Source organism: Vibrio cholerae ATCC 14035 (assembly GCF_000621645.1).
In the GTDB taxonomy this organism is placed as follows: Bacteria; Pseudomonadota; Gammaproteobacteria; order Enterobacterales; family Vibrionaceae; genus Vibrio; species Vibrio cholerae.
The window spans coordinates 177,114-199,693 of the sequence record NZ_JHXR01000001.1 but is presented as its reverse complement, the minus strand read 5'-3'; the positions used below and the strand labels follow the sequence as shown (position 1 = coordinate 199,693).

At 49.1% G+C, this 22,580-nt stretch carries 20 protein-coding genes; 8 read left to right on the top strand and 12 right to left on the bottom strand.

The features are described from left to right. The first annotated feature begins 1 nt into the window (after window position 1). Window positions 2–553, top strand: a complete 552-nt coding sequence (rrtA, locus tag T411_RS0101035; RefSeq protein ID WP_001055412.1) for a rhombosortase — start codon at window positions 2–4, stop codon at window positions 551–553. A gap of 75 nt (window positions 554–628) precedes the next feature. On the opposite strand, the gene T411_RS0101030 is transcribed toward rrtA, so the two are convergent. From T411_RS0101030 to T411_RS1000000120965, 9 genes are all read right to left on the bottom strand, one after another. Then, a complete protein-coding gene (locus T411_RS0101030) occupies window positions 629–2,476 on the bottom strand; it encodes a M3 family metallopeptidase (protein ID WP_001276873.1) in 1,848 nt (615 codons plus the stop codon). 212 nt (window positions 2,477–2,688) lie between these two features. Next, window positions 2,689–3,810 (bottom strand): ribonuclease D, encoded by a 1,122-nt coding sequence (gene rnd, locus T411_RS0101025; RefSeq protein ID WP_001911432.1) that lies wholly within the window; start codon window positions 3,808–3,810, stop codon window positions 2,689–2,691. Window positions 3,811–3,919: 109 nt separating this feature from the next. Further along, window positions 3,920–5,620, bottom strand: a complete 1,701-nt coding sequence (gene fadD / locus T411_RS0101020; RefSeq protein ID WP_000360594.1) for a long-chain-fatty-acid--CoA ligase FadD — start codon at window positions 5,618–5,620, stop codon at window positions 3,920–3,922. A gap of 124 nt (window positions 5,621–5,744) precedes the next feature. Then, window positions 5,745–6,599: an alpha/beta fold hydrolase gene (locus T411_RS0101015; protein ID WP_001084849.1), complete on the bottom strand. Its 855-nt coding sequence runs from the start codon at window positions 6,597–6,599 to the stop codon at window positions 5,745–5,747. Next, entirely contained in the window at window positions 6,596–7,153 is a 558-nt protein-coding gene (locus T411_RS0101010) for a Slp family lipoprotein (protein ID WP_000784639.1), read from the bottom strand. The genes T411_RS0101015 and T411_RS0101010 overlap by 4 nt, the downstream gene beginning before the upstream one ends. 16 nt (window positions 7,154–7,169) lie before the next feature. Further along, entirely contained in the window at window positions 7,170–7,475 is a 306-nt protein-coding gene (locus T411_RS0101005) for a hypothetical protein (RefSeq protein ID WP_000253641.1), read from the bottom strand. Between the two features lie 59 nt (window positions 7,476–7,534). After that, a complete protein-coding gene (tsaB, locus tag T411_RS0101000; RefSeq protein WP_000111655.1) occupies window positions 7,535–8,248 on the bottom strand; it encodes a tRNA (adenosine(37)-N6)-threonylcarbamoyltransferase complex dimerization subunit type 1 TsaB in 714 nt (237 codons plus the stop codon). After that, the gene (gene yoaA / locus T411_RS0100995; protein ID WP_001893775.1) at window positions 8,245–10,185 is read right to left on the bottom strand and encodes a DNA repair helicase YoaA; all 1,941 of its coding nucleotides are present in this window, start codon (window positions 10,183–10,185) and stop codon (window positions 8,245–8,247) included. The genes tsaB and yoaA overlap by 4 nt, the downstream gene beginning before the upstream one ends. A 91-nt stretch (window positions 10,186–10,276) precedes the next feature. Beyond that, on the bottom strand, window positions 10,277–10,480 hold the full coding sequence (locus T411_RS1000000120965; protein ID WP_000356701.1) for a hypothetical protein: 204 nt from the start codon (window positions 10,478–10,480) through the stop codon (window positions 10,277–10,279). Window positions 10,481–10,749: 269 nt separating this feature from the next. Here T411_RS1000000120965 and purU point away from each other — a divergent pair, with 269 nt between their 5' ends. Beyond that, complete coding sequence (gene purU / locus T411_RS0100985) at window positions 10,750–11,583, top strand: formyltetrahydrofolate deformylase (RefSeq protein WP_000412706.1); 834 nt, start codon at window positions 10,750–10,752, stop codon at window positions 11,581–11,583. 73 nt (window positions 11,584–11,656) lie between these two features. On the opposite strand, the gene T411_RS0100980 is transcribed toward purU, so the two are convergent. Beyond that, window positions 11,657–13,657, bottom strand: coding sequence for an NADPH-dependent 2,4-dienoyl-CoA reductase (locus T411_RS0100980; RefSeq protein ID WP_000283414.1), 2,001 nt, complete (start codon window positions 13,655–13,657; stop codon window positions 11,657–11,659). A 229-nt stretch (window positions 13,658–13,886) separates the two neighbouring features. On the opposite strand from T411_RS0100980, the gene sppA reads away from it, so the two are divergent. Together sppA and ansA are read left to right on the top strand one after the other, a co-directional pair. Beyond that, a complete protein-coding gene (gene sppA / locus T411_RS0100975; RefSeq protein ID WP_000838328.1) occupies window positions 13,887–15,737 on the top strand; it encodes a signal peptide peptidase SppA in 1,851 nt (616 codons plus the stop codon). Between the two features lie 116 nt (window positions 15,738–15,853). Then, window positions 15,854–16,867 (top strand): asparaginase, encoded by a 1,014-nt coding sequence (ansA, locus tag T411_RS0100970; protein ID WP_000101384.1) that lies wholly within the window; start codon window positions 15,854–15,856, stop codon window positions 16,865–16,867. Between the two features lie 97 nt (window positions 16,868–16,964). Here ansA and T411_RS0100965 read toward each other — a convergent pair whose 3' ends face one another. Next, the gene (locus T411_RS0100965; protein ID WP_000381017.1) at window positions 16,965–17,252 is read right to left on the bottom strand and encodes a YeaC family protein; all 288 of its coding nucleotides are present in this window, start codon (window positions 17,250–17,252) and stop codon (window positions 16,965–16,967) included. Window positions 17,253–17,355: 103 nt separating this feature from the next. Here T411_RS0100965 and T411_RS0100960 point away from each other — a divergent pair, with 103 nt between their 5' ends. Beyond that, the gene (locus T411_RS0100960; protein WP_001054630.1) at window positions 17,356–18,180 is read left to right on the top strand and encodes a DUF2989 domain-containing protein; all 825 of its coding nucleotides are present in this window, start codon (window positions 17,356–17,358) and stop codon (window positions 18,178–18,180) included. A gap of 160 nt (window positions 18,181–18,340) precedes the next feature. Here T411_RS0100960 and msrB read toward each other — a convergent pair whose 3' ends face one another. After that, window positions 18,341–18,784 (bottom strand): peptide-methionine (R)-S-oxide reductase MsrB, encoded by a 444-nt coding sequence (msrB, locus tag T411_RS0100955; RefSeq protein ID WP_001881721.1) that lies wholly within the window; start codon window positions 18,782–18,784, stop codon window positions 18,341–18,343. Window positions 18,785–19,083: 299 nt separating this feature from the next. On the opposite strand from msrB, the gene gap reads away from it, so the two are divergent. From gap to T411_RS0100940, 3 genes are all read left to right on the top strand, one after another. After that, window positions 19,084–20,079: a type I glyceraldehyde-3-phosphate dehydrogenase gene (gene gap / locus T411_RS0100950; RefSeq protein ID WP_000153496.1), complete on the top strand. Its 996-nt coding sequence runs from the start codon at window positions 19,084–19,086 to the stop codon at window positions 20,077–20,079. A gap of 147 nt (window positions 20,080–20,226) precedes the next feature. Further along, entirely contained in the window at window positions 20,227–21,117 is an 891-nt protein-coding gene (locus T411_RS0100945) for a D-hexose-6-phosphate mutarotase (RefSeq protein WP_000365090.1), read from the top strand. Window positions 21,118–21,550: 433 nt separating this feature from the next. Next, window positions 21,551–22,555, top strand: coding sequence for a DUF2860 domain-containing protein (locus T411_RS0100940; protein WP_001021735.1), 1,005 nt, complete (start codon window positions 21,551–21,553; stop codon window positions 22,553–22,555). Window positions 22,556–22,580 lie beyond the last annotated feature (25 nt).

The window sequence follows — 22,580 nt, the reverse complement described above, 5'->3', positions numbered from 1 at the left end:
CGTGAATCTTTACCTGCTGTTATTGGCAATAAGCCTGTTGAGTTTAAGTCTGCAGTGGCCACCACTGCATGAGCTGACTCTGTGGCACTTCAGCGCCATAGAACAAGGTCAATGGTGGCGCATCCTAACAGGAAACTTCGCACACACCAACTTTGCCCACTGGGCGATGAACCTTGCCGCATTATGGATCATCAGCTTTGTGTTTAAACCCACGGCTCGTCAGCTTCTGATCCCTCTGCTACTGATCAGCCTTGCGGTGGGAGTGATGATTCTCGCCTCCGACATGCAGTCTTATGTTGGGCTCTCCGGCACCTTGCATGGTCTGTTTGCTTACTACGCGCTGAATGAAGCACTGAATGGACGACGCAGCAGTTGGCTGTTAGTGCTTGGCGTTATCGGAAAAGTCGCATGGGAGCAGTGGTTTGGCGCATCCGCTAGCACCGCAGAGCTGATTGGCGCACGAGTAGCGACGGAAGCCCATTTGGCCGGTTTAGTCGGCGGTTTGTTGCTTGCTGCTGGGCATTGCTTCTTGCAGCGTAAACTATCGCAATAAACAGGATAAAAAAGGCCGAACGCTATGCGTTCAGCCTTTTTATTTTTCAGTACGTGTGTTTCATTAACAGCCTAATTAGCAACCGTAATGTTTGGCAATGTACGCCTCAAATTGGCGGCACATCTCTTCATCCGAATCACGGTTAGAAGCCAGCTCAGTGGCACCATCAATCACTCGAATCTGCGCATTTAATGAAGCGGGTTTGGTTTGCTCACGCGTCGCCAATTGCGCCATTTTGTGCTGCTGCTTTTGCCATGCTTCATCCGGAGTTAAGTTACAGGCATCGGCAAGATAGCGAGCATTAAAGCCTTCACCAGTGAGGTTCACAATAGTGTCATTGTGAGAAAGTGCATTGCCTTGCTGCCAATAATGCTTCGCCAGTAGTGGCCCAATCGCTGGGTTATCGGTGAAATAACCAAACTGCCCAAGGAAATAAGCGCGAGTTTGGTACACCGCCATGTGCGCCAACAAGTAACCGTGATAAGCACACGCCGATTCATCGGATAACAGATGCGGGATCGCCATCAGCGGACGCGGACTGCATTCAAGGCCGATAATCCGCTTTTCAGTGGCTCTGGCCAGTTCAGTGACGCGCTCTGCAGTCAGCTCTTCCTCGCTCTGTTCATACAGTGCTCGCTCAAAATACGGCACGAGCAAAATACTGCGCTCTTCGTAAGCTTTAAACGGTTGGCGGCTAAATACCATGGCTTTGATGAGCTCATCTGGCACTGGGTTACCTTGTACATCTTTGGCATAGGTTTTCAACCAGTCAGCATCCATCAATAGACTATCGCAAAACATGGATTGCGTTTCAGCGTACGCCATCGAAGTGGGTGCAAATTCTTGTGAAAAACACGGCGCGTTCATCTTCACATTCGCAAAGTGCGCCGCGTGCCCACCTTCATGGAACAAGGTGTTGATGCCATCGTAACCACTGCCTACCTGATCTGGCTTAGCATTACTGGTGAAATTAACTTTCGCCGCGACCCACTGACCTTGGTCGTAAAACGCCGGAATTGGCCCATGGCAGAAACCGTTTGGATATTTACCTTTACGATCCAGCAAATCAAGGGTCAGCTCAGCGCCACTAAATTCAATATTGAGGCGACCAAAAGACTCCACCCAACGACGCAGCGATTGTGAAAATGGCACGTAAGGGTCCAGCTCACGCATCACATCGCCCGCAAACGAATAGATGAAGTTATGTCCTTGCAGCGCTTGCTCACCTTTACTTTGTGCAAGTTCCGCTAAGCTAGTGAAGTGACGATCACGCGTGCGCTGTTCAAAATCATCCAAAATGGTGAACAGTTGCTCAGTGGTCATCTTCTCTTTTTTGGCAACCGAGTAATCAAAAAAGGTTTTATAACCTAAGCTGCGCGCAAAATGGTTACGACGCTTCACCAGCTCTAACAATCCATTTTGTAATAACCACTGTTCTAAGCCTAAGAAAGCCTGATGGGCGCTGCGACGTACTGCTTCTTGATCATGAGTACGCACCGTGGAACCTAAAGTGACAATCGAGGCTTCTACCGCTTCGCCCTGTTCGTTGGTATAAGTCAGCACATGCTTCTGTTTTTTCTCAAACAGATCGGCCTCAAATTGGATTAATCCGGCTTTGAGTGACTGCGCTTGCTCTGATTCCAGCGCATGACTTTCAAACATCGCGAGCCAGCCTTGTAAGCCCGTTAAGGTTTGCGCTTTTTCTTCGCTATCGGTGATCTGTTCTGCCAATTCGATTTGCTGGCGAATTTCCTCAATCCGCGCACCATTGCTCAGAAACTGAGTCCACTCGGTTTGTGCTTGCGCGGAACCCACATGATCATAACTCAGCCCCATGTAGGTATCCCAGAAGAAATCTTCTTTGACACGATGGATGTTCAGATAACGGTGGTTAAGTTGATTGAGGTAATGTGTCGCAGACATAACAATCCTTATTGATGATTTTCCTTGCTCTTCTTGCCTAGATTAGAAGAGTCGATGAAGGCGCATTATCGCACGATGCTGCGCGATGCGAGTAGGCACTCCGAGAAATGCGATAGTGCCTACTGTTCATGGAATTTTACTGACAGAAAAATGCGTGAATAAAACACCTATCCTGAAACGACTTGGCGCTGCAGATCCAAGTCGGAAGGAGATTATTTCAAGACGAGCGTATTGAGCTTCTCGCCAAGTAATGGTAAACGCCACCCTTGCATTAAATCAGGCAAGCGGGCTGGGTCGCGGTCGCGCTTCCATACCCAACTCAGCAGTTGGTTAAGCTGTTTTTTCGACGCCAAAAATTCGGTCGCAAGGCCACTGGTGTTCGAAACGCTCTTTACTTCATCTTTCAAACGTTTGAACAACTGCTTATAACCTGGGTATTCCATGATCGGCACGATTTCTGGTGGATACGCATCGGCTGGCGTTTCTAGCGCCGTTTTCACCATAGCGATAATTTTGCTGCTGTGACGACGGATTGCGTGCGGATCAACCCCCTCCTCTTCCATGCGTTTCGGACTACGAAGTGCCAAACGCGAAATGGTCAGTAAGTCCGTTTCTTTAATCACGAAGTTCAGCGCCAAATCTCGATTTACCGCTTCATGGTAACGCCATGTTGCTAGGGGTTTGAGGATCGCCAGCTCTTTAGGTTTAAGCTGCCAAGCCCCTTTGATGTCTAAGTAAGCGAGCTCTGGGTTGCTGACTTTAGTGCGCTTGGCCACTTGCAGTTCACTTTCTTGCAATGCCGCGTCCCACCAGCCGGCTTGGGTCACTTGCTCGACCAGTTTTTCGTACATCGGTAGCAGATAGAACACATCGGCCGCGGCATATTCCAGTTGCTTGTCACTTAGAGGGCGCGCTAACCAATCGGTGCGCGATTCGCTTTTGTCTAGCTCAACTTGCAGTTGGTCTTGCACTAACGCCGCAAACCCAGTGGATAAACCGTAGCCCAAAAACGCGGCCATAATCTGAGTATCCACCATAGGGAAAGGCGTGCAGCCAAACGCATTCTGGAACACTTCCAAATCTTCGCCACAGGCGTGCAGCACTTTCAATACCGAAGTGTCTTGCAATAACTCGACAAACGGCGTCATTTCATCCAGCACGGTGGGATCAATCAGCGATAGGTTTTCCCCATCAAACATCTGGATCAACCCCAGTTGCGGAAAGAAGGTGCGGGTACGGACAAATTCGGTATCCAGCATCACCACATCCGCATCACGGGCAGCAAGACAGACTCGTTGTAGATCGCCTACTTGGCTAATAATTTGATAATTCACAGATAACTCGCAGTTGTTGCTCAAAAGAAGAGAGACTTCTTTTGAAAGAAAATGCCGGCAGCTAAGGCCGGCATTCTAACATTAAAAAACACTCGCAGCTGGGTACAGCTTATGCGCTTTGCTTCGCCTTTGCTGCCAACTGTGCGTCATTTTCTTCACGCAGCACACGACGCAGGATTTTGCCCACGTTGGTTTTTGGCAGGTCGTCACGAAATTCAACCAGTTTTGGCACTTTGTAGCCAGTCAGATGCTTACGACAGTGAGCAATCACTTCGTCTTTGGTCAAGCTTGGGTCGCGCTTCACCACATAAATCTTCACCAATTCGCCAGAAACATCGTTAGCCTGACCAATCGCTGCGACTTCTAGCACTTTGCCGTGCAGCGCCACCACATCTTCGATTTCATTCGGATAAACGTTAAAGCCTGAAACCAGAATCATGTCTTTCTTACGATCAACAATGTGGATCAAACCTTGATCATCGAATTTCACAATATCGCCAGTTGAAAGCCATCCCTCAGCATTGAGCACTTCTTTGGTCGCTTCAGGACGCTGCCAGTAACCTTGCATGACTTGTGGACCACGCACTTGCAGCTCACCAACTTGATCGTTAGGCACCACATTACCCGCATCATCCACAATCCGCACTTCGGTTGACGGTACTGGTAAACCAATCGCACCCGTGTAATCCGTCAAATCGTATGGGTTGCCGGTCACCAGTGGCGAACACTCGGTCAAACCATAGCCTTCGAGCAAATGGACACCGGTAGTCTTTTTCCAACGCTCGGCAACAGCGCGTTGTACCGCCATACCACCACCAACTGCTAGCTTCATATTTTTGAAGTCGAGCTCGTGGAAATCTTCGTTATTCACCAGCGCATTAAACAGGGTGTTTACACCGGTAATGGCTGTAAATGGGTACTTTTGCAGCTCTTTCACAAAGCCCGGTATATCACGCGGGTTAGTGATCAATAAGTTGCGGCCACCCATTTCAATAAACAGCAAGCAGTTTACGGTTAAGGCAAACACGTGGTACAGCGGCAGTGCGGTGACCACCAGCTCGCGACCCTCTTGCAGCACAGGGCCGTAAGCGCCTTTGGCTTGCAGCACGTTTGCGACCATGTTGCGGTGCGTCAGAATGGCGCCTTTCGCCACACCGGTTGTACCGCCAGTGTATTGCAGGAAGGCAATGTCTTCACCGGACATAAACGGCTTCACGTATTGCAGACGGCGGCCTTTGTGCAGCGCTTTACGCATCGAAATCGCGCCCGGTAGATCGTACTTAGGTACCATGCCTTTGACGTATTTCACCACGAAATCGACAATTGTGCCTTTGGCGCGTGGCAGCATCTGTCCAAGACTGGTCAGCACCACATGCTTGACCTGTGTATTGGCAACGATCTGCTCTAAGGTGTTAGCAAAGTTTGAGACGATCACAATCGCGCGCGCATCCGCATCATTTAATTGATGCTCCAGCTCTCGCGGAGTGTAAAGTGGGTTGACGTTCACTGCGATCATGCCAGCACGCAGAACACCAAACAGCGCCACAGGGTATTGCAGCAAGTTCGGCATCATCAGAGCGACACGGTCACCTTTTTTCAGCTTGAGATCGTTTTGTAAATAAGCCGCAAAGGCGCGGCTGCGCTCTTCCAGCTTACGGAATGTCATCACCGCGCCCATGTTCATGAAGGCTGGCTGATCCGCGTACTTATGTACCGATTGTTCAAACATTTCGACCAGTGATGGGTACTGATCAGGATTAATGGTTTCCGGTACGTCTTTCGGATAACGTGAAAGCCAAGGTTTATCCACGGTAATACTCCTCGTTATTGGCTGGCGCTATTCTTGTTGTTGTCATCATGCAGTAGTCATGCAAATGCTGACCGCTATTACAGCACAGCCGAGGTGCTTGAGCACGTAACTCTCAAACACTTGTTTAAATTTTGTTAACTAAGCCAAAAATCAATTCAGCGACCGCTTGAGGTTGCTCTAAATGGCAGTGATGCCCGCCCGCCACCGTTGCTATGGGGATGGTCGCAAACTCTGGGTTTTGTGCTTGTTGCTTGAGTGTGGCAAACCCCTGCGAGCCCAAAATCACCTGCTGCGGACAACGGATTGATTCGCGCACCTGCGCGGCGTGTTCCGGCGTCATGCGATATAAAGAGTCCGCTTTGAGCTTAAGATCATGCCGCCAGAACCACTGCTCGTCATGCTGATAAGTGCCACGTTCGACCAACGGACGCAGCAATTCAGCCGGTAACTGATTGGCCAAAGCACGGTGACGCAGTGCATGTTCAAAGCTGGCATACCCACGAGGTTTTGCGTTGCGTAACGCATGGCGCGAGCGTATCCCTTGCCGCAAACGCGTGACACTGTGCGTGGCAGGTTCAGAGAGTGGTCCGAAGCCTTCTATCTGCACTAAACCGCTGACTTGCTCGGGAAAGGCGGCACTATAACAACTTGCGATTAAAGCACCAAGCGAATGCCCCACTAGCACTGGTTTGTTTGGCGATAAGTTGAGCAACAGCTGATCGAGATCATCGATATAGTCGTGAAATGCAGAGTAACCCGCTTTGTGGCTAGAGAAACCGTGACCGGGCAGATCAACCGCGCACAGATGCAGCCTAGGATCCAACGCATGTAACGCAGGCATCAGTGACAAGAAACTCGCCGCGTTATCCAGCCAGCCGTGAATAAAAATGACCGAGACTTCGGCCATTTTTGCATTGCCCACTTCAATGGCCGCTAATTGGCCTTGTTCGAGCAGATAAGTGGTTGAAATAGAGTTCATTTAACTTCTTGAATGATCTTACCGTCCCGCTCAGGCATCGTCCTTGGCCAACAGTAGAAACCGCGACAAGGGAACATGTAAGGCCCAATATCATCGACTTCGACTCGCTCTTCCACTCGCCACAAATGGTAACCTTGCGCATTCATCACCGGATAAGTATGTTCATAGTCACCCACTTTGCCTTGTTCAGATGGCGCTGTCGTACCATAAAGCGTGAGCAAGCGACCTTCCCCATAAGTGATTGGATCTAGGAATCCCGGCACGTAAGCGACAAAGCGACCTTGCGGCTCTTGATGGATGTTGGGACGCCCTGCGCTATCAATCGGTAAGTTGACCAGCTCAACGCGGGTGCGATCTTTTTGGTTGCTGATGTTGGCAACAACGCCGCCCATTCGAACGGGTGATTGCGTAGCTGGATCGCGCTCAAGCCAAGCCGAATATTGAGTCACAACGCTTTTATCATCGGGATTGCCCAACTCAGGTGGCAAGCTCGCACAAGCAGACAGCAGCAGAGCCATGGTAGGTATGAGTAATTTCAGCACAGTCATCTTCATCGAATTCACCTCAGTTTTAGATGTAGATATCGACCCCAAGCAACTGCGCAAGTTCCTCTTTGCGCGCTTGATTCATCACATTCAGGTACTCTTCCATCGCTTTACGACCCCGCCCTTCAGGCAAATCGTACTGCACTTGCGCGCGATGGATGTCCGACTCATTGACCTGACGGATCGATTCCGCTACCGCTGTCGCGACTTTGCTGGTCGATGAAACGCTTTTGCCACTCTCGCTCTGACTGACCTCGCCCTTTTTCCCCGTTTTCGAGGTTTTATTGGTGCCAGGCAGTCGCGCCGGAGGTAATCCATTAATTGAAACCATACTGTTCCTATTCGTTTGCGAGTGAGTAAGCGCTCATCTTCTGCCTGACGGTTTTAGCCTTACTCGCGACCCGGCAGTTTTTTCCAAGCCACAGTATCGCGCAGATACACAGGGCTTGCCTGCTCCACACTCACTTGATTGCCTTGCGCTAATTCGAACTGAGCCAAATAAGCCATATCTTGCGCATCAGGGTAAAGCACTTCGCTGGTTTGCAGTTGCAACGGCAGATCCGCCAGTGCGGGATAAGCATCCCAACCCGTTCCGGCGGTCGCCCAAATCTGCTCATCTTGGGTTAAATCATCTTGGGTCAAGGTCTGCGCTAACAGCGCAGGTGCAATCACACACTCCGCTTCCGCGGCTTGCCAACTGCCATCTTCTTGACGCACATAGCGCCCCCAATACACCTCTTCCATGCGCGCATCAATCGCGCTGGCAACATGGGTTAACCCCTGCAAGCGATACGCCGCTTGCGCCATCGCCGCTAAGGTCGAAATGCCAATCATCGGCAGATCTGCCCCAAAGGCTAAACCTTGTGCAATTCCAATGCCAATCCGTACCCCAGTAAAACTTCCCGGGCCACGGCCAAAAGCCAAAGCATCCAATTCTTGTAGCGTTACGCCTGCTTCTTTTAAGACTTCGTCCACCATAGGCAATACTTTTTTGGTGTGATCACGCGGGGCGATTTCACTGCGTGAATAAACGGTATTGCCGACGAGTAGCGCGACGGAACAGCGCTCGGTGGCCGTATCTAAGGCGAGAATTTTTACGCTCATGAGTCTCTCTGATTGATTTCAGTTATAGCTAATTGTTGTAGAAAAGTGGTGACGACGTCCAGATCCCGCGTGCGTGGGATTGGCGGTAAACTGGCGAGAAACACGCCACCATAATCGCGCGTGACCAATCGATTGTCACAGATGATCAACGCGCCTTTATCATTTTTATCGCGGATCAGCCGCCCCACACCTTGCTTTAAGGTGATCACCGCTTCGGGCAGTTGCACCTGCGCAAATGGATCGCCACCGCGCAAACGACAATCTTCAATCCGCGCTTTGAGCAACGGGTCATCCGGTGCGGTAAACGGCAATTTGTCGATGATAACACAGCTTAAAGTGTCGCCTCGCACGTCGATCCCTTCCCAGAAAGCACCAGTTGCGACCAACAGGGCATTGCCCAGCTCCATAAATTCAGCCAACGTTTTCTGCTTACTGGTTTCTCCTTGCATCAACACTGGCAAGGTCAAACGTTCACGAAAACGCTCGCCTAGATCGCGCATCATGCTGTGCGAGGTACATAAAAAGAAACAGCGCCCTTGGTTATGTTCGATCACTGGCGCGAGCATGCGTACCAGTTTCTCAGCAAGGCCGGGACTGTTCGGCTCGGGTAAATAGCGCGGCACGCACAAGACCGCTTGCTGCTGATAATCAAATGGGCTGACCAGCGAAAACTGCGCACTCGGCGTCAGCCCTAGCCGCTCAGTAAAGTGGCTGAAATCTTCGTTGACCGCTAAAGTGGCGGAAGTGAATATCCACGCGCCCTCTTTTAGCGCAATCTGTTCACGAAATTTATCTGCTACCGACAGTGGGGTAATGTGCAAACTGAAATGGCGCGGCGTGGTGTCATACCAATAGGAATATCCAGTGACAGAAACATCACACACACGGCGAATGCGGCCTAAGATCAAAGTTGCACGTTCAAACGCGGTATCCAGAAGCTGACTGCGCCCCAAAGCCAGCTTGAGCACATCCAGCGCAAATTGCAGCGCTTCATTGAGCCGTTCCACTTCCCTTGCCACGGTCGGCACTTTCAGCACTTCACGCCAGTTACCGCGATAGCCCGGCTCACCAAGCACAATGCGTAAATCCATTGCCGCCTGTACCAGTTTGTCCGACACTTTTTGCAGTTGGCGCATATCTTTCGCTTCGGTGCGATAACCGAGTTCAATGTCTTTCGCCAGCTCTTGCACTTGTCGGCTCGATACCGACTGACCAAAATATTGGCTCGCGATGTCCGGCAGTTGGTGCGCTTCATCGAAAATAAACACTTCGGCTTCCGGAATTAACTCACCAAAGCCCGTCTCTTTGATCGCCAAATCGGCCAGAAACAAGTGATGGTTCACCACGACCACATCGGCATCCATCGCGCGACGACGCGCTTTGGAAACAAAGCAGTCTTGGTAGCTCGCGCACTCTTTGCCCAAGCAGTTGTCATTGGTCGAAGTTATGGTGGGAATAATCAGGCTATCTTCCGCCAAATCATCACATTCACCTAAATCGCCGCTCTGGGTACTGGATGCCCAGCTGCGTACTTTCACCAGCTGAGTGAGCAGCGTGGGATCAGATTCGGGGGTATGGCTTTCGACCATTTGCCGACTTAAGCGGTCAAGACAGAGATAGTTTGCACGCCCTTTGAGCAAAGCGACTTGGCCGAAAAAGCCTAATGCACTGACCATTAAAGGCAAATCGCGATGGAAAAGCTGCTCTTGCAGGTTTTTAGAACCGGTACTGATGATCACCTTTTTGCCACTGAGCAGCGCAGGCACTAAATACGCGAAGGTTTTGCCGGTTCCGGTACCCGCTTCAACCACTAATTGAGATTGGTTGGCGATAGCACTGGCGACCGCTTTCGCCATATCGACTTGTGCTTGTCTGGGTTGAAAGCCCGGAATGGCTTGGCCTAAAGCGCCTTGCTGGGAAAAGGTTTTTTCAATCATGCCAGTTCGTTGTGCAACGGAAATGGCGCGATTATGGCAGGTTTTCAGCAGCGGTGCGAATGACAATCTCATTCACACCGCAGAGAAAGATTTACTTGCGATTGAGATAACGGGCAAGCCAAGGTGGAGCATCATAACCCGATGTCGGGGTGATGGTCATGGCTTTGGCTGCTTCAGAAGGGGAGGCGCGGTTTTCCCACATCTCTTCCAAAATATGCTCATCCATAGGCTGATCCCCGAGCAGTGCCTCTACCCGCTCGACATACAATTTACGTGCGAGAAGTTCTTTATCCATATCCGACCCCTTACTACTCTCAACAATAAGAAACTACCTACTCAATGCACAATGAACCTAAGTATTACTTGGCTAAAGCGATTGAATCTGTCTTGATAATAGATTAATTATAGGTGCGTATTTGCGGGCTGGCTCACCGTTCAGCCGCCGCCGATTTGTTTTTTAGAATGAAAAAATTCGCTAGACCCAGACTGGCTGAAATGGCAAAAAATAGCCTTGTTATTTCAAAGAGAAAGGGGATTTTTATTTTTGCATGGAAGTTGTTATCAATGGAAAAAAAAACCCTGCTGACGCATTGTCCTGATGCGCCGGGACTGATCTCCAAGATCACCAATATTTGTTACAAGCATCAACTCAACATCATCCACAATAATGAATTCGTGGATAATGCCAGCGGTCATTTTTTCATGCGTACCGAATTGGAAGGTTATTTCAATGACGCAACGCTGCTGGCCGACCTCGACCATGCTCTACCTCAAGGTACTAGGCGTAAACTGATCAGTTCGAGCCGCAAACGCATCGTCATTCTGGTGACTAAAGAAGCGCACTGCTTAGGCGATATTTTGATGAAAAACTACGATGGTAGTCTGGATGTGGATATTGCTGCGGTAGTCGGCAACTATGACACACTGCAACGTTTGACTGAGCGTTTTGATATTCCTTACCACTGTGTGTCCCATGAAGGTTTGTCGCGTGAAGCTCACGAACAAGCACTGTTAGATGTGATTGACCAATATCAGCCAGATTATCTGGTTCTCGCCAAATATATGCGTGTGCTGACACCTGCGTTTGTGGAGCGTTTTCACCATAAAATCATCAATATCCACCACAGTTTCTTGCCCGCTTTTATCGGTGCGAAGCCGTATCAGCAAGCCTATGAGCGCGGTGTAAAAATCATTGGTGCAACAGCGCATTTTGTGACGAACGATCTCGATGAAGGGCCGATCATCAAGCAAGACGTGATTCCGGTCGATCATACCTTTAGCGCGCAAGATATGGCGCAAGCTGGGCGCGATGTAGAGAAGAATGTACTCAGTAAGGCTCTCAACAAAGTGCTGAATGATCATGTGTTTGTCTACGGCAACAAGACCGTCATTTTGTAACGAACCCTCAGCAGTAGACAATAACAAAGGGCACCGAAGTGCCCTTTGCCGTTCATGGTTTTCACTCAACAAGTTACAATCGAACTGCCAGCTCCACACCTTGACGAATCGCGCGCGCAGCATCCAGCTCTCCGGCGACATCCGCCCCACCAATCACATGCAGCTTATCGCCCAGCTCAGCCCACTGCGCCTCAAAAGGACGCACGGATTCTTGACCTGCACAAATCACCACACTATCAGCATCAATCAGCTCTGATTTTCCATCACGCTCAATATGCAGACCTTGCTCATCGATTTTCTGATACTGCACGCCACCAACCAAATGCACACCGCGTTTTTCTAACGTGCGTTTATGGATCCAGCCCGTGGTTTTACCCGGCCCTTTACCCACCGCGCCTTTGCGCCTTTGCAGCAGCCAGACTTCACGCTCACTGGTTGTCTCAGGATATGGGTACAAACCGCCGGGGTGCTCGATGGCTTTATCAATCCCCCATTCGTATAACCAATCATCTAAAGTTTGATCTTTCGGCTCGGTGAGCATGCTCGCCACATCCACCCCAATACCGCCAGCGCCGACAATCGCGACCTTTTGGCCTACGGGTGTCTTTTCGCGAATTAAGGTTTGGTAATCAACTACTTTTGATGATTCACTCAGCCCCGCTAGGGCGATTTTGCGAGGTGTCACGCCCGTGGCGATCACCACTTCATCGTAGCCACGCAGATCGCTAAATTGCACTTCACAACCCAGGTGCAACTTCACGCCAGTTTGATCAATCCGGTTAGCAAAATAGCGAATGGTTTCCCGAAACTCTTCTTTGCCGGGGATCTGCATCGCAAGACGGAATTGGCCACCGATTCTGTCATTGCGTTCAAACAGATCCACTTGATGACCACGCTCTGAAGCGGTCGTCGCAAACGCTAAACCGGCAGGGCCAGCACCGACAACCGCAATTTTTTTGCTCTGTGCGGGTTTAACCACAATCTCAGTTTCATAACAAGCGCGCGGGTTCACCAAGCAGCTGGCACGTTTGCCACGAAAGACGTTGTCCAAACAAGCTTGATTACAACCAATACAGGTATTGATGAGCGCGCTCTGCCCTTCTTGCGCTTTGCGTACAAAATCCGCATCGGCTAAAAACGGGCGCGCCATCGACACCATATCCGCCTGACCACTCGCCAAAATTTTCTCCGCTTGCTCCGGCGTGTTAATGCGGTTACAGGTCACGACAGGCACTTTTAAATAGGGTTTGATCTTCTCCGTCACCCAGCTAAAGGCGGCACGCGGCACTTGGGTCGCTATTGTGGGAATACGCGCTTCATGCCAGCCGATCCCGGTATTGATAATGGTGACCCCCGCCTCTTCTAAGGCTTTGGCAAGCACCACCACCTCTTCAAAAGTGCTGCCCTGCTCCACCAAATCGAGCATCGACAGACGAAAGATAATGATGAACTCTTTGCCAACCGCTTCACGGATAGCTTTAACAATTTCAACTGGAAAACGAATGCGGTTTTGATAACTGCCGCCCCACTCGTCGTAACGCATGTTGGTGCGCTTACAGATGAACTGGTTAATCAAATAACCTTCTGACCCCATCACTTCGACGCCATCATAGCCCGCCAGTTGTGCAAGCTCGGCGCTATTGGCGAAGTCTTGGATGGTATTGCGGATTTGGCGAGTGCTCATTTCACTCGGGGCAAACTTGGCAATCGGTGCACGAATCGCGGAAGCACTTTGTGAAAATGGATGCATCGCATAACGCCCCGCATGCAGCAGTTGCAAAGCGATTTTAGCGCCATGACGGTGCACCGCTTCTGTCACCACTTTATGGGCTTTGGCATGCTTAGTTTTGCTAAATTCAGCGCTGAATGGGTGCAGACGGCCGCGCAAGTTAGGCGAAAAGCCACCCGTCACAATCAAGCCTACGCCACCTTTGGCACGTTCTTCATAAAAGGCCGCCAGCTTGTGCAGCCCTTCCTTATTTTCTTCTAAGCCAGTATGCATAGAGCCCATCAACACACGATTTTTGAGCTGAGTAAAACCAAGATCGAGAGGCTGAAATAGATTTGGGTACATAGCGACTTCACTTTGCTTCTTATTGATATGGTCTGACCAGAATATTCTTGCCAATTACAAAAATCAAACAAGTGTTTACATTTGTGTAACAGCGATCAAGGTTACGCTGGTTTGCAAGATTGTTGTTTGCCCCGATCAGATAACGTAGGATGTGGTTCGTTGTGCGCTGATATGCACTAGACATCTGAAGCTTTGGAGTGTTGTGCCACTCCGTTGGTCTGGAGATACCATGAAATCACTATTTCGTTTTGTTGGGCTGATTTTGAAAGGGATTTGGAAAGCGATCACCTTCATCAGGCTGGCACTGACTAACCTTATTTTCTTACTCAGTATTGGCATTATTTACTTTATTTATGTCCACGCTGACGCCCCGCTACCCACCATGGATAAATCCTCGGCACTGGTGCTCAATCTGTCTGGCCCGATTGTTGAGCAGAGTACGCACATCAACCCGATGGACTCCTTTACGGGCTCCGTGTTTGGTGAAGAGCTCCCCCGCGAAAACGTGCTGTTTGATATTGTTGAAACCTTACGCCATGCGAAAAATGACAACAATGTCACCGGGCTTGTGTTGGCTTTAGGAGACATGCCAGAAACCAACTTGACTAAGCTGCGTTATATCGCCAAAGCGATCAACGAATTCAAAGCCTCTGGTAAGCCTGTGTTTGCGGTTGGGGATTTTTATAATCAGAGCCAATATTACTTGGCGAGTTATGCGGACAAAATCTACCTCGCTCCAGATGGTGCCGTACTGCTAAAAGGTTACAGCGCCTACTCCATGTACTACAAAACTCTGCTTGAGAAATTGGATGTCACCACTCACGTCTTTCGTGTCGGCACCTACAAATCGGCAATTGAGCCTTTTGTGCGTGATGATATGTCTGATGCGGCTCGTGAATCCGCTTCTCGCTGGCTCACTCAGTTGTGGAGCGCGTACGTCGATGATGTCGCGGCCAATCGCCAAATTGAGATCAAAACCCTTACTCCAAGCATGGAGCAGTTTGTCGCTCAGTTGAAAGAAGTGAATGGTGACTTAGCTGCACTGTCCAAAAAAGTCGGTCTCGTCGATGAACTGGCGACTCGTCAGCAAGTTCGCCAAACGTTAGCGGAAACTTTTGGTAGCGATGGAAAAGACAGTTATAACGCCATCGGTTACTACGAATACAAAACCACCATTAAGCCAACGACACTGACCGATGCCAACGATATTGCCGTTGTCGTCGCGAGCGGTGCGATTATGGATGGCTCACAGCCACGTGGTACCGTGGGTGGCGATACCGTAGCTGGATTACTGCGCGAAGCTCGTAACGACAGCAATGTAAAAGCGGTCGTACTGCGTGTCGATAGCCCAGGGGGTAGCGCGTTTGCTTCCGAAGTGATCCGCAATGAAATTGAAGCTCTGAAAGCGGCGGGGAAACCTGTGGTGGTGTCGATGTCAAGCCTTGCCGCTTCCGGTGGTTACTGGATTTCGATGAGCGCAGATAAGATTGTCGCCCAACCGACCACACTGACAGGTTCAATCGGTATTTTCAGCGTGATCACTACCTTCGAGAAAGGACTGAACAACCTTGGTATTTATACTGATGGTGTTGGTACAACGCCTTTTTCAGGACAAGGCCTGACCACGGGCCTCACCCAAGGTGCAAAAGATGCGATTCAACTGGGTATTGAACACGGTTATCAGCGCTTTATTTCTTTGGTTGCAGAGAAACGTGGCCTGACCTTAAAAGCAGTGGATGAACTGGCTCAGGGCCGAGTCTGGACTGCACAAGATGCACAAACCCTCGGTTTAGTCGATCAGTTGGGTGATTTTGATGATGCCGTACATTTGGCAGCGGATCTGGCACAGTTGGATCAATATAACCTGTACTGGGTTGAAGAGCCACTCACTCCAGCCCAGCAATTTTTACAAGATCTGCTCGGACAAGTACGTGTCAGCTTAGGTTTGGATGTCTCCACTCTCTTGCCAAAATCACTGCAACCCTTGGCAGTAGAGTGGCAACAACAAACGTCGCTGCTCAATCAATTGAATGATCCTAAAGGGCAATATGCGTTCTGTCTGCCCTGCCAAGTAGAATAGTCTACGCGGTCACAACCCTTGATATACCGAGGCGCTTTGCAAGAAGCGCCTCTTTTTATTGCAAGAGTTTTCGCTATAATCGCCGCTCTGTTCCCTACACTGAGTGATTTCTCGCTATGGCAAGAAAACATATTTATATCGCCTATACTGGCGGCACCATTGGCATGAAAAAATCGGATCACGGCTACGTTCCTGTTGCAGGGTTTATGGAAAAGCAATTAGCCAGCATGCCCGAGTTTCACCGTCCAGAAATGCCTCTGTTTACCATTCATGAATACGATCCTTTGATGGATTCATCTGACATGACGCCTGCTGATTGGCAGCTTATTGCTGACGATATTGCGGCCAACTACGACAAATACGACGGCTTTGTAATCCTCCACGGTACGGATACCATGGCTTACACAGCTTCAGCACTGTCGTTCATGTTCGAAAACTTAGGCAAACCTGTGATTGTCACAGGCTCACAAATTCCACTGGCGGATCTGCGTTCAGACGGCCAAGCCAACTTGCTCAATGCCTTGCACGTCGCAGCCAATTACCCTATCAATGAAGTGACTCTGTTCTTCAATAATCGTTTGATGCGTGGCAACCGCAGCCGCAAATCACACGCCGACGGTTTTAGTGCTTTCAGCTCGCCAAACCTACCACCTCTATTGGAAGCAGGCATCAATATTGAATTGAGCACCAACGTCAAAGTGGATGAAAAACCGAGTGGTGAGTTCAAAGTCAACCCGATCACGCCACAACCGATTGGTGTGATTACCATGTACCCCGGCATTTCTCATGAGGTGATCCGCAATACCCTATTGCAACCCGTGAATGCGATGATCCTGCTCACCTTCGGTGTCGGCAATGCACCGCAGAATCCTGAGTTACTAGCTCAGCTCAAAGCGGCCTCTGAACGTGGGGTGATTGTGGTGAACCTGACCCAATGTCTTGCGGGCAAAGTCAATATGGGCGGCTACGCCACAGGTTGTGCACTGGCTGATGCGGGCGTGATCAGTGGCTATGACATGACGCCTGAAGCGGCGCTCGCCAAACTGCATTATCTACTCAGCCAGAACCTTTCCTATGAAGAAGTGAAAGCCAAAATGCAGCAAGTGTTACGTGGTGAAATGACGCTGTAGTGGTTGAAGCAGAAGATCGAAAAGCGATCTCCCCCATTTAACATGGTTGCCAATGAGCCTCGCGTAATGCGAGGCTCATTATTAGATTGAGGATTATTTATGCCTCTTGGTTGGGGTTAACGCGCAGAATATCCTCTTCCCCTTCCGAAAAACGCTTTTTCAGTTCCGCTTTGGATTTAAAAACCACCTCGCCTCCCACGCCAACCGACATATGGTCTGCCTGTGTATTATGCTTAGATTGATACAACATCACAGCTTGCATACAGGAATCTCGCTGCTGTTGTGAAAGTGGTGTACCCTCAGGCCACTTGCCCGTTTCTACGGCGTACAGTAGGCGCTGATAAGCTTCAGGCGTAATCGCATTAATCAGTTGTTGGGTGTCCATGATCTCATCCTGCTCAAAAGTGATGTGGCGTCAACATAACGAGCTAGCGTAATGCGTCAAGAACAGCTAAATAAATAAGTGTATTTGATCACAAGCCGATATCATGAATTTGACTAAACCATTACTTATTCTCGCAAGCCTAGTGCTGTTAAGTGGCTGTTTCGAGAATCGCAAGAACACCGAAAAGCTCTGTGCCGACAACCCCAATCTGCGCTGTGAACAGCTCAATATGGATGATGGGCAATGCCGCATTCCCAGAACCGATCTGATATGGCACCGCTTTGAAATTTTGAAATCACCGAGCGATGAAAAAAGCATCAAAGAATACCATTTGGTCAGTGCTTATCGAAAATGTCTTGAGCTTGCTTCGCAAATCCAAGCGATTGATCAAACGAAGCTAAAAGAGAATCGCTTTAATGCTTTGGTCAATTCAGGCAAAGAGCAAGAACGTATCGTGGCTGAACTGAAACAATCCAATTCACCACAAGCACTCTATTTCTTGTGGAGTCAGATTGGTGATCACGCGGCGCGGCGTGCCTTTTTGCAGTTGGAAGGTAAGCCTGAATTAGAAACGGCCGAGATGCAGTACGCCCTCGCCACTTTTTACACTGACCGCGATAAACCGAAAACCATCGAGCTGCTGCATAAAACACTTGAGCTCAGCAATGGTCAACCCGTCAATATTGAGATATTGAAAGCCTTAGCCAGTAACTACCATGCTCTGCATGATAAAGAGCATGCTTATCTGTGGGCAATGATTGGCAAAGAGTTTGGGGTTTCGGTTGCGTCCACAACAGAAATGAAACGGCTTTACGGTTTTAGCCAAGAGAAGTTTGCCGCATTGGATGATACTGCCAGCACGATTGCTAAAACGATCCGTAACGGCAGTTACACCAAGACTACCCTGCCTAAACCTAACGAAGGGTGAAGTGCCTCGGAAATCAGCGGCGAATTTCTTGGCCGCTGATCCCTTCCGACTTAAAGATGCAGCGCTGTTGACGGCGGTTATTTCCCATCGCATAACCTATTGGTGCTCGGGGATGAACTCACTTGGCACCCACCTAACACTCCAAGTCGTCTGGCAATATTCACTTTTTGTTGAAAATTAACGACACCGAGTTAACACAAAATCTCAATCCTGTCGTCTTAGGACCGTCTTCAAAAACATGTCCAAGGTGGCTATCACAGGCTGCACAACGAATTTCGGTACGCACCATTCCGTGACTAAAGTCATCCAAAAAGCGTATCACCTGTTCATTAATCGGCGCATCAAAACTTGGCCAACCGCAGCCCGAATCGTATTTATTTTCAGAGCTAAACAGAGCGCTTTGGCAACAGGTACAGTGGTAAAGACCCGTGTCTTTATTGTGTAACAACTTACCTGAGTATGGTGCTTCTGTCCCCTGTTGGCGGCAGACATAAAACGCCTCTTCCGTCAGGTGCTCACGCCAGTATTCATCAGGCTTGTGCAGATCTTTTGATTCGAATTTCACCCTTTCTATTTCCTTTTTACTTATCGCTTCACTGACCATTTTTTGTGAAAAACTTGCCTAATTCAGAGTTTGTGGCACATACTTTTTCACTCTATTTTGAGCAAGATTTTTTAGTGTGTGCGGTACTTAACCATCGCCACATTCTACGTCAATTGGTAAGCATAAAAAGCAGGCTCAAGTTTAAAAGTTAATCAGTTGCAAACGATTGTGAAAAAAAGCGACGCTTTTTTTTGACTTTAAACAAGTTAAGTCCGATTATCTGTTGCAGCTTTTAACTGGATTCTGTAATTTTACTACCAGTTATCTTTAATCAGAAATTAAGTTGTGGAGCAACTATAATGACTATCAAAGTAGGTATTAACGGTTTTGGCCGTATCGGTCGTTTCGTTTTCCGTGCTGCGCAAGAGCGCAATGACATCGAAATTGTAGGTATCAACGACCTGATCGACGTTGATTACATGGCATACATGCTGAAGTACGACTCAACTCACGGTCGTTTCAACGGCACTGTTGAAGTGAAAGACGGTAACCTGATCGTTAACGGCAAAACTGTACGTGTAACTGCAGAACGTAACCCAGCTGACCTGAAATGGGGCGAAATCGGTGTTGACGTTGTTGCTGAAGCAACAGGTCTGTTCCTAACTGACGAAACTGCTCGTAAACACATCGAAGCAGGCGCGAAGAAAGTTGTTCTGACTGGTCCTTCAAAAGACAAGACTCCAATGTTCGTAATGGGTGTTAACCACAAGACTTACGCGGGTCAAGACATCGTTTCTAACGCTTCTTGTACAACTAACTGTCTAGCGCCTATCGCTAAAGTACTGAACGACAACTTCGGTATCGAGTCTGGCCTGATGACCACTGTTCACGCGACAACTGCAACTCAAAAAACAGTTGACGGTCCTTCAGCAAAAGACTGGCGCGGTGGCCGTGGTGCTTCTCAAAACATCATCCCATCTTCAACTGGCGCAGCGAAAGCAGTAGGCGTTGTTCTTCCAGAACTGAACGGCAAACTGACTGGTATGGCTTTCCGCGTACCAACTGCTAACGTTTCTGTAGTTGACCTGACTGTTAACCTGCAAAAAGCAGCGTCTTACGACGACATCAAAGCAGCTATGAAAGCAGCTTCTGAAGGCGAACTGGCTGGTATCCTAGGCTACACTGAAGATGCCGTAGTTTCTACTGACTTCAACGGTGACACTCGCACTTCTATCTTCGATGCTGACGCAGGTATCGCACTGACTGACAAATTCGTTAAAGTAGTATCTTGGTACGACAACGAAATCGGTTACTCAAACAAAGTTCTTGACCTGATCGCTCACATCTCTAAGTAATGTAGTGATTAGCGAAGAAATTCGTTAGACAAAAAGGCGACTCTAGAGTCGCCTTTTTGGTGTCTGAGTATTGGTGTTTCCGAGTCTTTTGCTCGCTATTTCACCAAATCTCAGAGCTAGCCAAAACGCAGACTCAAGGAAACTAAGATGGATTTACTCTCTTTGAAAACCGTCACAACATTGTCTGATTGCGTCACCATAGCTGAGCAAGATCAAGTCAAAATCGTACGCGTCATTCATGACAAAGCCAGCGCCGCTATCTCACTACACGGTGGCCATGTCCTCTCCTTTCAGCCAAAAGGTCAAGCTGACTTGCTGTGGATGAGCTCACAAGCTATTTACGATGGCAAAGCCGCACTACGCGGTGGTATTCCGGTTTGCTGGCCATGGTTTGGTCGTATTGCCGCCCCGGCACATGGTTTTGCACGGAACCAAGAATGGAAACTGATCGAACACAGGGAAAATGAGCAAGGCGTTATCGTCACTCTCGGCTTGCAAGCCACGCCAGAGAGCTTAGCCATTTGGCCATATCAATTTGACGTTCGATTGCACGTGGAAATCCGTGAGAGCTTGACTGTGACACTTGATGTGACTAACACGGATTCAAAAGCATGGACCTTCTCTGGGGCTCTGCACACTTATCTGCACGTGGGTGATATTCGTGAAACGCAAACCTCAGGTGTGGGAACGGAGTATATTGATAGCCTACAAAACAGTCGTCTATGTACTCAGCACGGTTTGCTCACTCTCACTGACGCGATAGACCGTGTTTACACGCAACCCGAACCCTTGATCACAGTGCAAGACCCCGCATTAGCTCGCACGCTAACCGTTGAAAATCAAGGTCATAACTCCGCGGTGTTGTGGAATCCTTGGCAACAAGGTGCTCAATCGATGGCCGACATGAATGATGAGGGTTACTTACACTTTTTGTGTGTGGAATCAACACTGCATGCGCCGTCTTTGGCAGAGGGTATCACCTTACAGCCGGGGCAAAATCATCAGCTAGTCACTCAAATCACTAGCCAAGCTCAATAGTCCTCTCGATATAAGCAGCACTTTATACCCAAACAACTTGAAGTTGCAGGTAGGCGGCAAATGAGTGAATCCCCATGAGCATAGATACGCTATGTGATTGGGGTGAACGAATGCAGCCAACACCGCTGCAGCTTCAAGTAGGAAGGGTATATCCATTCTGGATTGCAACGCGGGTGCTGCTTATTTCATTTTTGACAAATTTACTGAGCGATCCACATTCTGTTCATCTTTTCGTCATGGCATTCAGGACTTAGCTCGGTATAATTGTGCCTCTTGATATATACCCAAACGACTTAGAGTTGCTGGTAGGCGACAAGTGAGTGAATCCGCATGACCATAGATAAACTATGTGATTGGGGTGAACGAACGTAGCCCACACCGCTGCAGCTTCAAGTCGGAAGGGGATAACGCATACATTTGGTAAGGAAGCCTAATGAACATTATTTACCCCAGTCTACTCACTTTGCTTGTCGCCTCTTTGCCACCAGCGGCTTATGCTCAAGGCCCAACCGATAGAAATCAGCCTGGTTGGGATGTCACACTGAGTCTTAACAGCTTTTACGTGCGTGATAAATCGCAAATGAACACCAATGATGACAACGCGATCACCACGGATTTACAGCAATCAGGTACCTCCACTTCCGAGCTCCTGTTTGCACCACTCGGGAATGTGCAATACACCTTTGCCTCGGGAAATACTCAGCTTTTTGCCGGTCAAAGTACCGACCAAGTGATCGAGGGACAACTACAAGCGGAACTGGGTATCACCCACCGATTTGAGAGACTGGGTGAAATTACACTCGCTTATTTTCCTTCGCTGCCTGGGATTAATGAAACTTGGCGCGATCCCTATTTAACGCAGACGGCAAGAGCGGCGACCGACATCAGCGCACAAGGAGGACGCCTTGCTTATATTGCGCCTTTCGCGCTTCCAATTACTCTGCGTTATGCCTACTTAGATTACAAAGTCGATGAAGAGCAAAGCGGTGCGACATCCGGCCTCAATAATACGCAACGTGCGTTACTCAATCGCAACAGTGAGTATCAACAAGTATCGGCTGAAATCTCTTTAGCTCTGAGCCGCTCTTGGTCTTTAGTCCCGCAAATCACCTATACCCAGCGTGATGCTCAAGGGGATGCATTTGATTTTACGGCGCTGGACTATCAACTCGGTGTGAATACCTTTTTCGGCCCACAAGCGCTGTTTTTAACCCTCAGTTATGGACAAGAAGAGTACGATACCGCACACCCGATTTTTGCGAAAACCCGTGATGCCGACCGCTGGAGCGCCTTTGCGCTGTATGTCTATCGCGCGCCCTTTGGTTGGCAAAATGTCTCGATTAACGCGATGGCAGGACTGAGTGAAACCGATGATGCGGTGAACTTTTTTGATCAACAATCAACCTTCCTTTCAACGGGTGTCGCCTTCAATTTTTAATGTTGATCTCTTTAACTGTAAGGCC

What these genes read in the sequence shown, in the direction of transcription:
- T411_RS0101030 (WP_001276873.1), bottom strand. Translation starts at nt 2,476, where the DNA reads ATGTCTGCGACACATTACCTCAATCAACTTAACCACCGTTATCTGAAC.
- T411_RS0101015 (WP_001084849.1), bottom strand. Translation starts at nt 6,599, where the DNA reads ATGAACTCTATTTCAACCACTTATCTGCTCGAACAAGGCCAATTAGCG.
- T411_RS0101010 (WP_000784639.1), bottom strand. Translation starts at nt 7,153, where the DNA reads ATGAAGATGACTGTGCTGAAATTACTCATACCTACCATGGCTCTGCTG.
- T411_RS0101005 (WP_000253641.1), bottom strand. Translation starts at nt 7,475, where the DNA reads ATGGTTTCAATTAATGGATTACCTCCGGCGCGACTGCCTGGCACCAAT.
- tsaB (WP_000111655.1), bottom strand. Translation starts at nt 8,248, where the DNA reads ATGAGCGTAAAAATTCTCGCCTTAGATACGGCCACCGAGCGCTGTTCC.
- yoaA (WP_001893775.1), bottom strand. Translation starts at nt 10,185, where the DNA reads ATGATTGAAAAAACCTTTTCCCAGCAAGGCGCTTTAGGCCAAGCCATT.
- T411_RS1000000120965 (WP_000356701.1), bottom strand. Translation starts at nt 10,480, where the DNA reads ATGGATAAAGAACTTCTCGCACGTAAATTGTATGTCGAGCGGGTAGAG.
- purU (WP_000412706.1), top strand. Translation starts at nt 10,750, where the DNA reads ATGGAAAAAAAAACCCTGCTGACGCATTGTCCTGATGCGCCGGGACTG.
- T411_RS0100980 (WP_000283414.1), bottom strand. Translation starts at nt 13,657, where the DNA reads ATGTACCCAAATCTATTTCAGCCTCTCGATCTTGGTTTTACTCAGCTC.
- sppA (WP_000838328.1), top strand. Translation starts at nt 13,887, where the DNA reads ATGAAATCACTATTTCGTTTTGTTGGGCTGATTTTGAAAGGGATTTGG.
- ansA (WP_000101384.1), top strand. Translation starts at nt 15,854, where the DNA reads ATGGCAAGAAAACATATTTATATCGCCTATACTGGCGGCACCATTGGC.
- T411_RS0100965 (WP_000381017.1), bottom strand. Translation starts at nt 17,252, where the DNA reads ATGGACACCCAACAACTGATTAATGCGATTACGCCTGAAGCTTATCAG.
- T411_RS0100960 (WP_001054630.1), top strand. Translation starts at nt 17,356, where the DNA reads ATGAATTTGACTAAACCATTACTTATTCTCGCAAGCCTAGTGCTGTTA.
- msrB (WP_001881721.1), bottom strand. Translation starts at nt 18,784, where the DNA reads ATGGTCAGTGAAGCGATAAGTAAAAAGGAAATAGAAAGGGTGAAATTC.
- gap (WP_000153496.1), top strand. Translation starts at nt 19,084, where the DNA reads ATGACTATCAAAGTAGGTATTAACGGTTTTGGCCGTATCGGTCGTTTC.
- T411_RS0100945 (WP_000365090.1), top strand. Translation starts at nt 20,227, where the DNA reads ATGGATTTACTCTCTTTGAAAACCGTCACAACATTGTCTGATTGCGTC.
- T411_RS0100940 (WP_001021735.1), top strand. Translation starts at nt 21,551, where the DNA reads ATGAACATTATTTACCCCAGTCTACTCACTTTGCTTGTCGCCTCTTTG.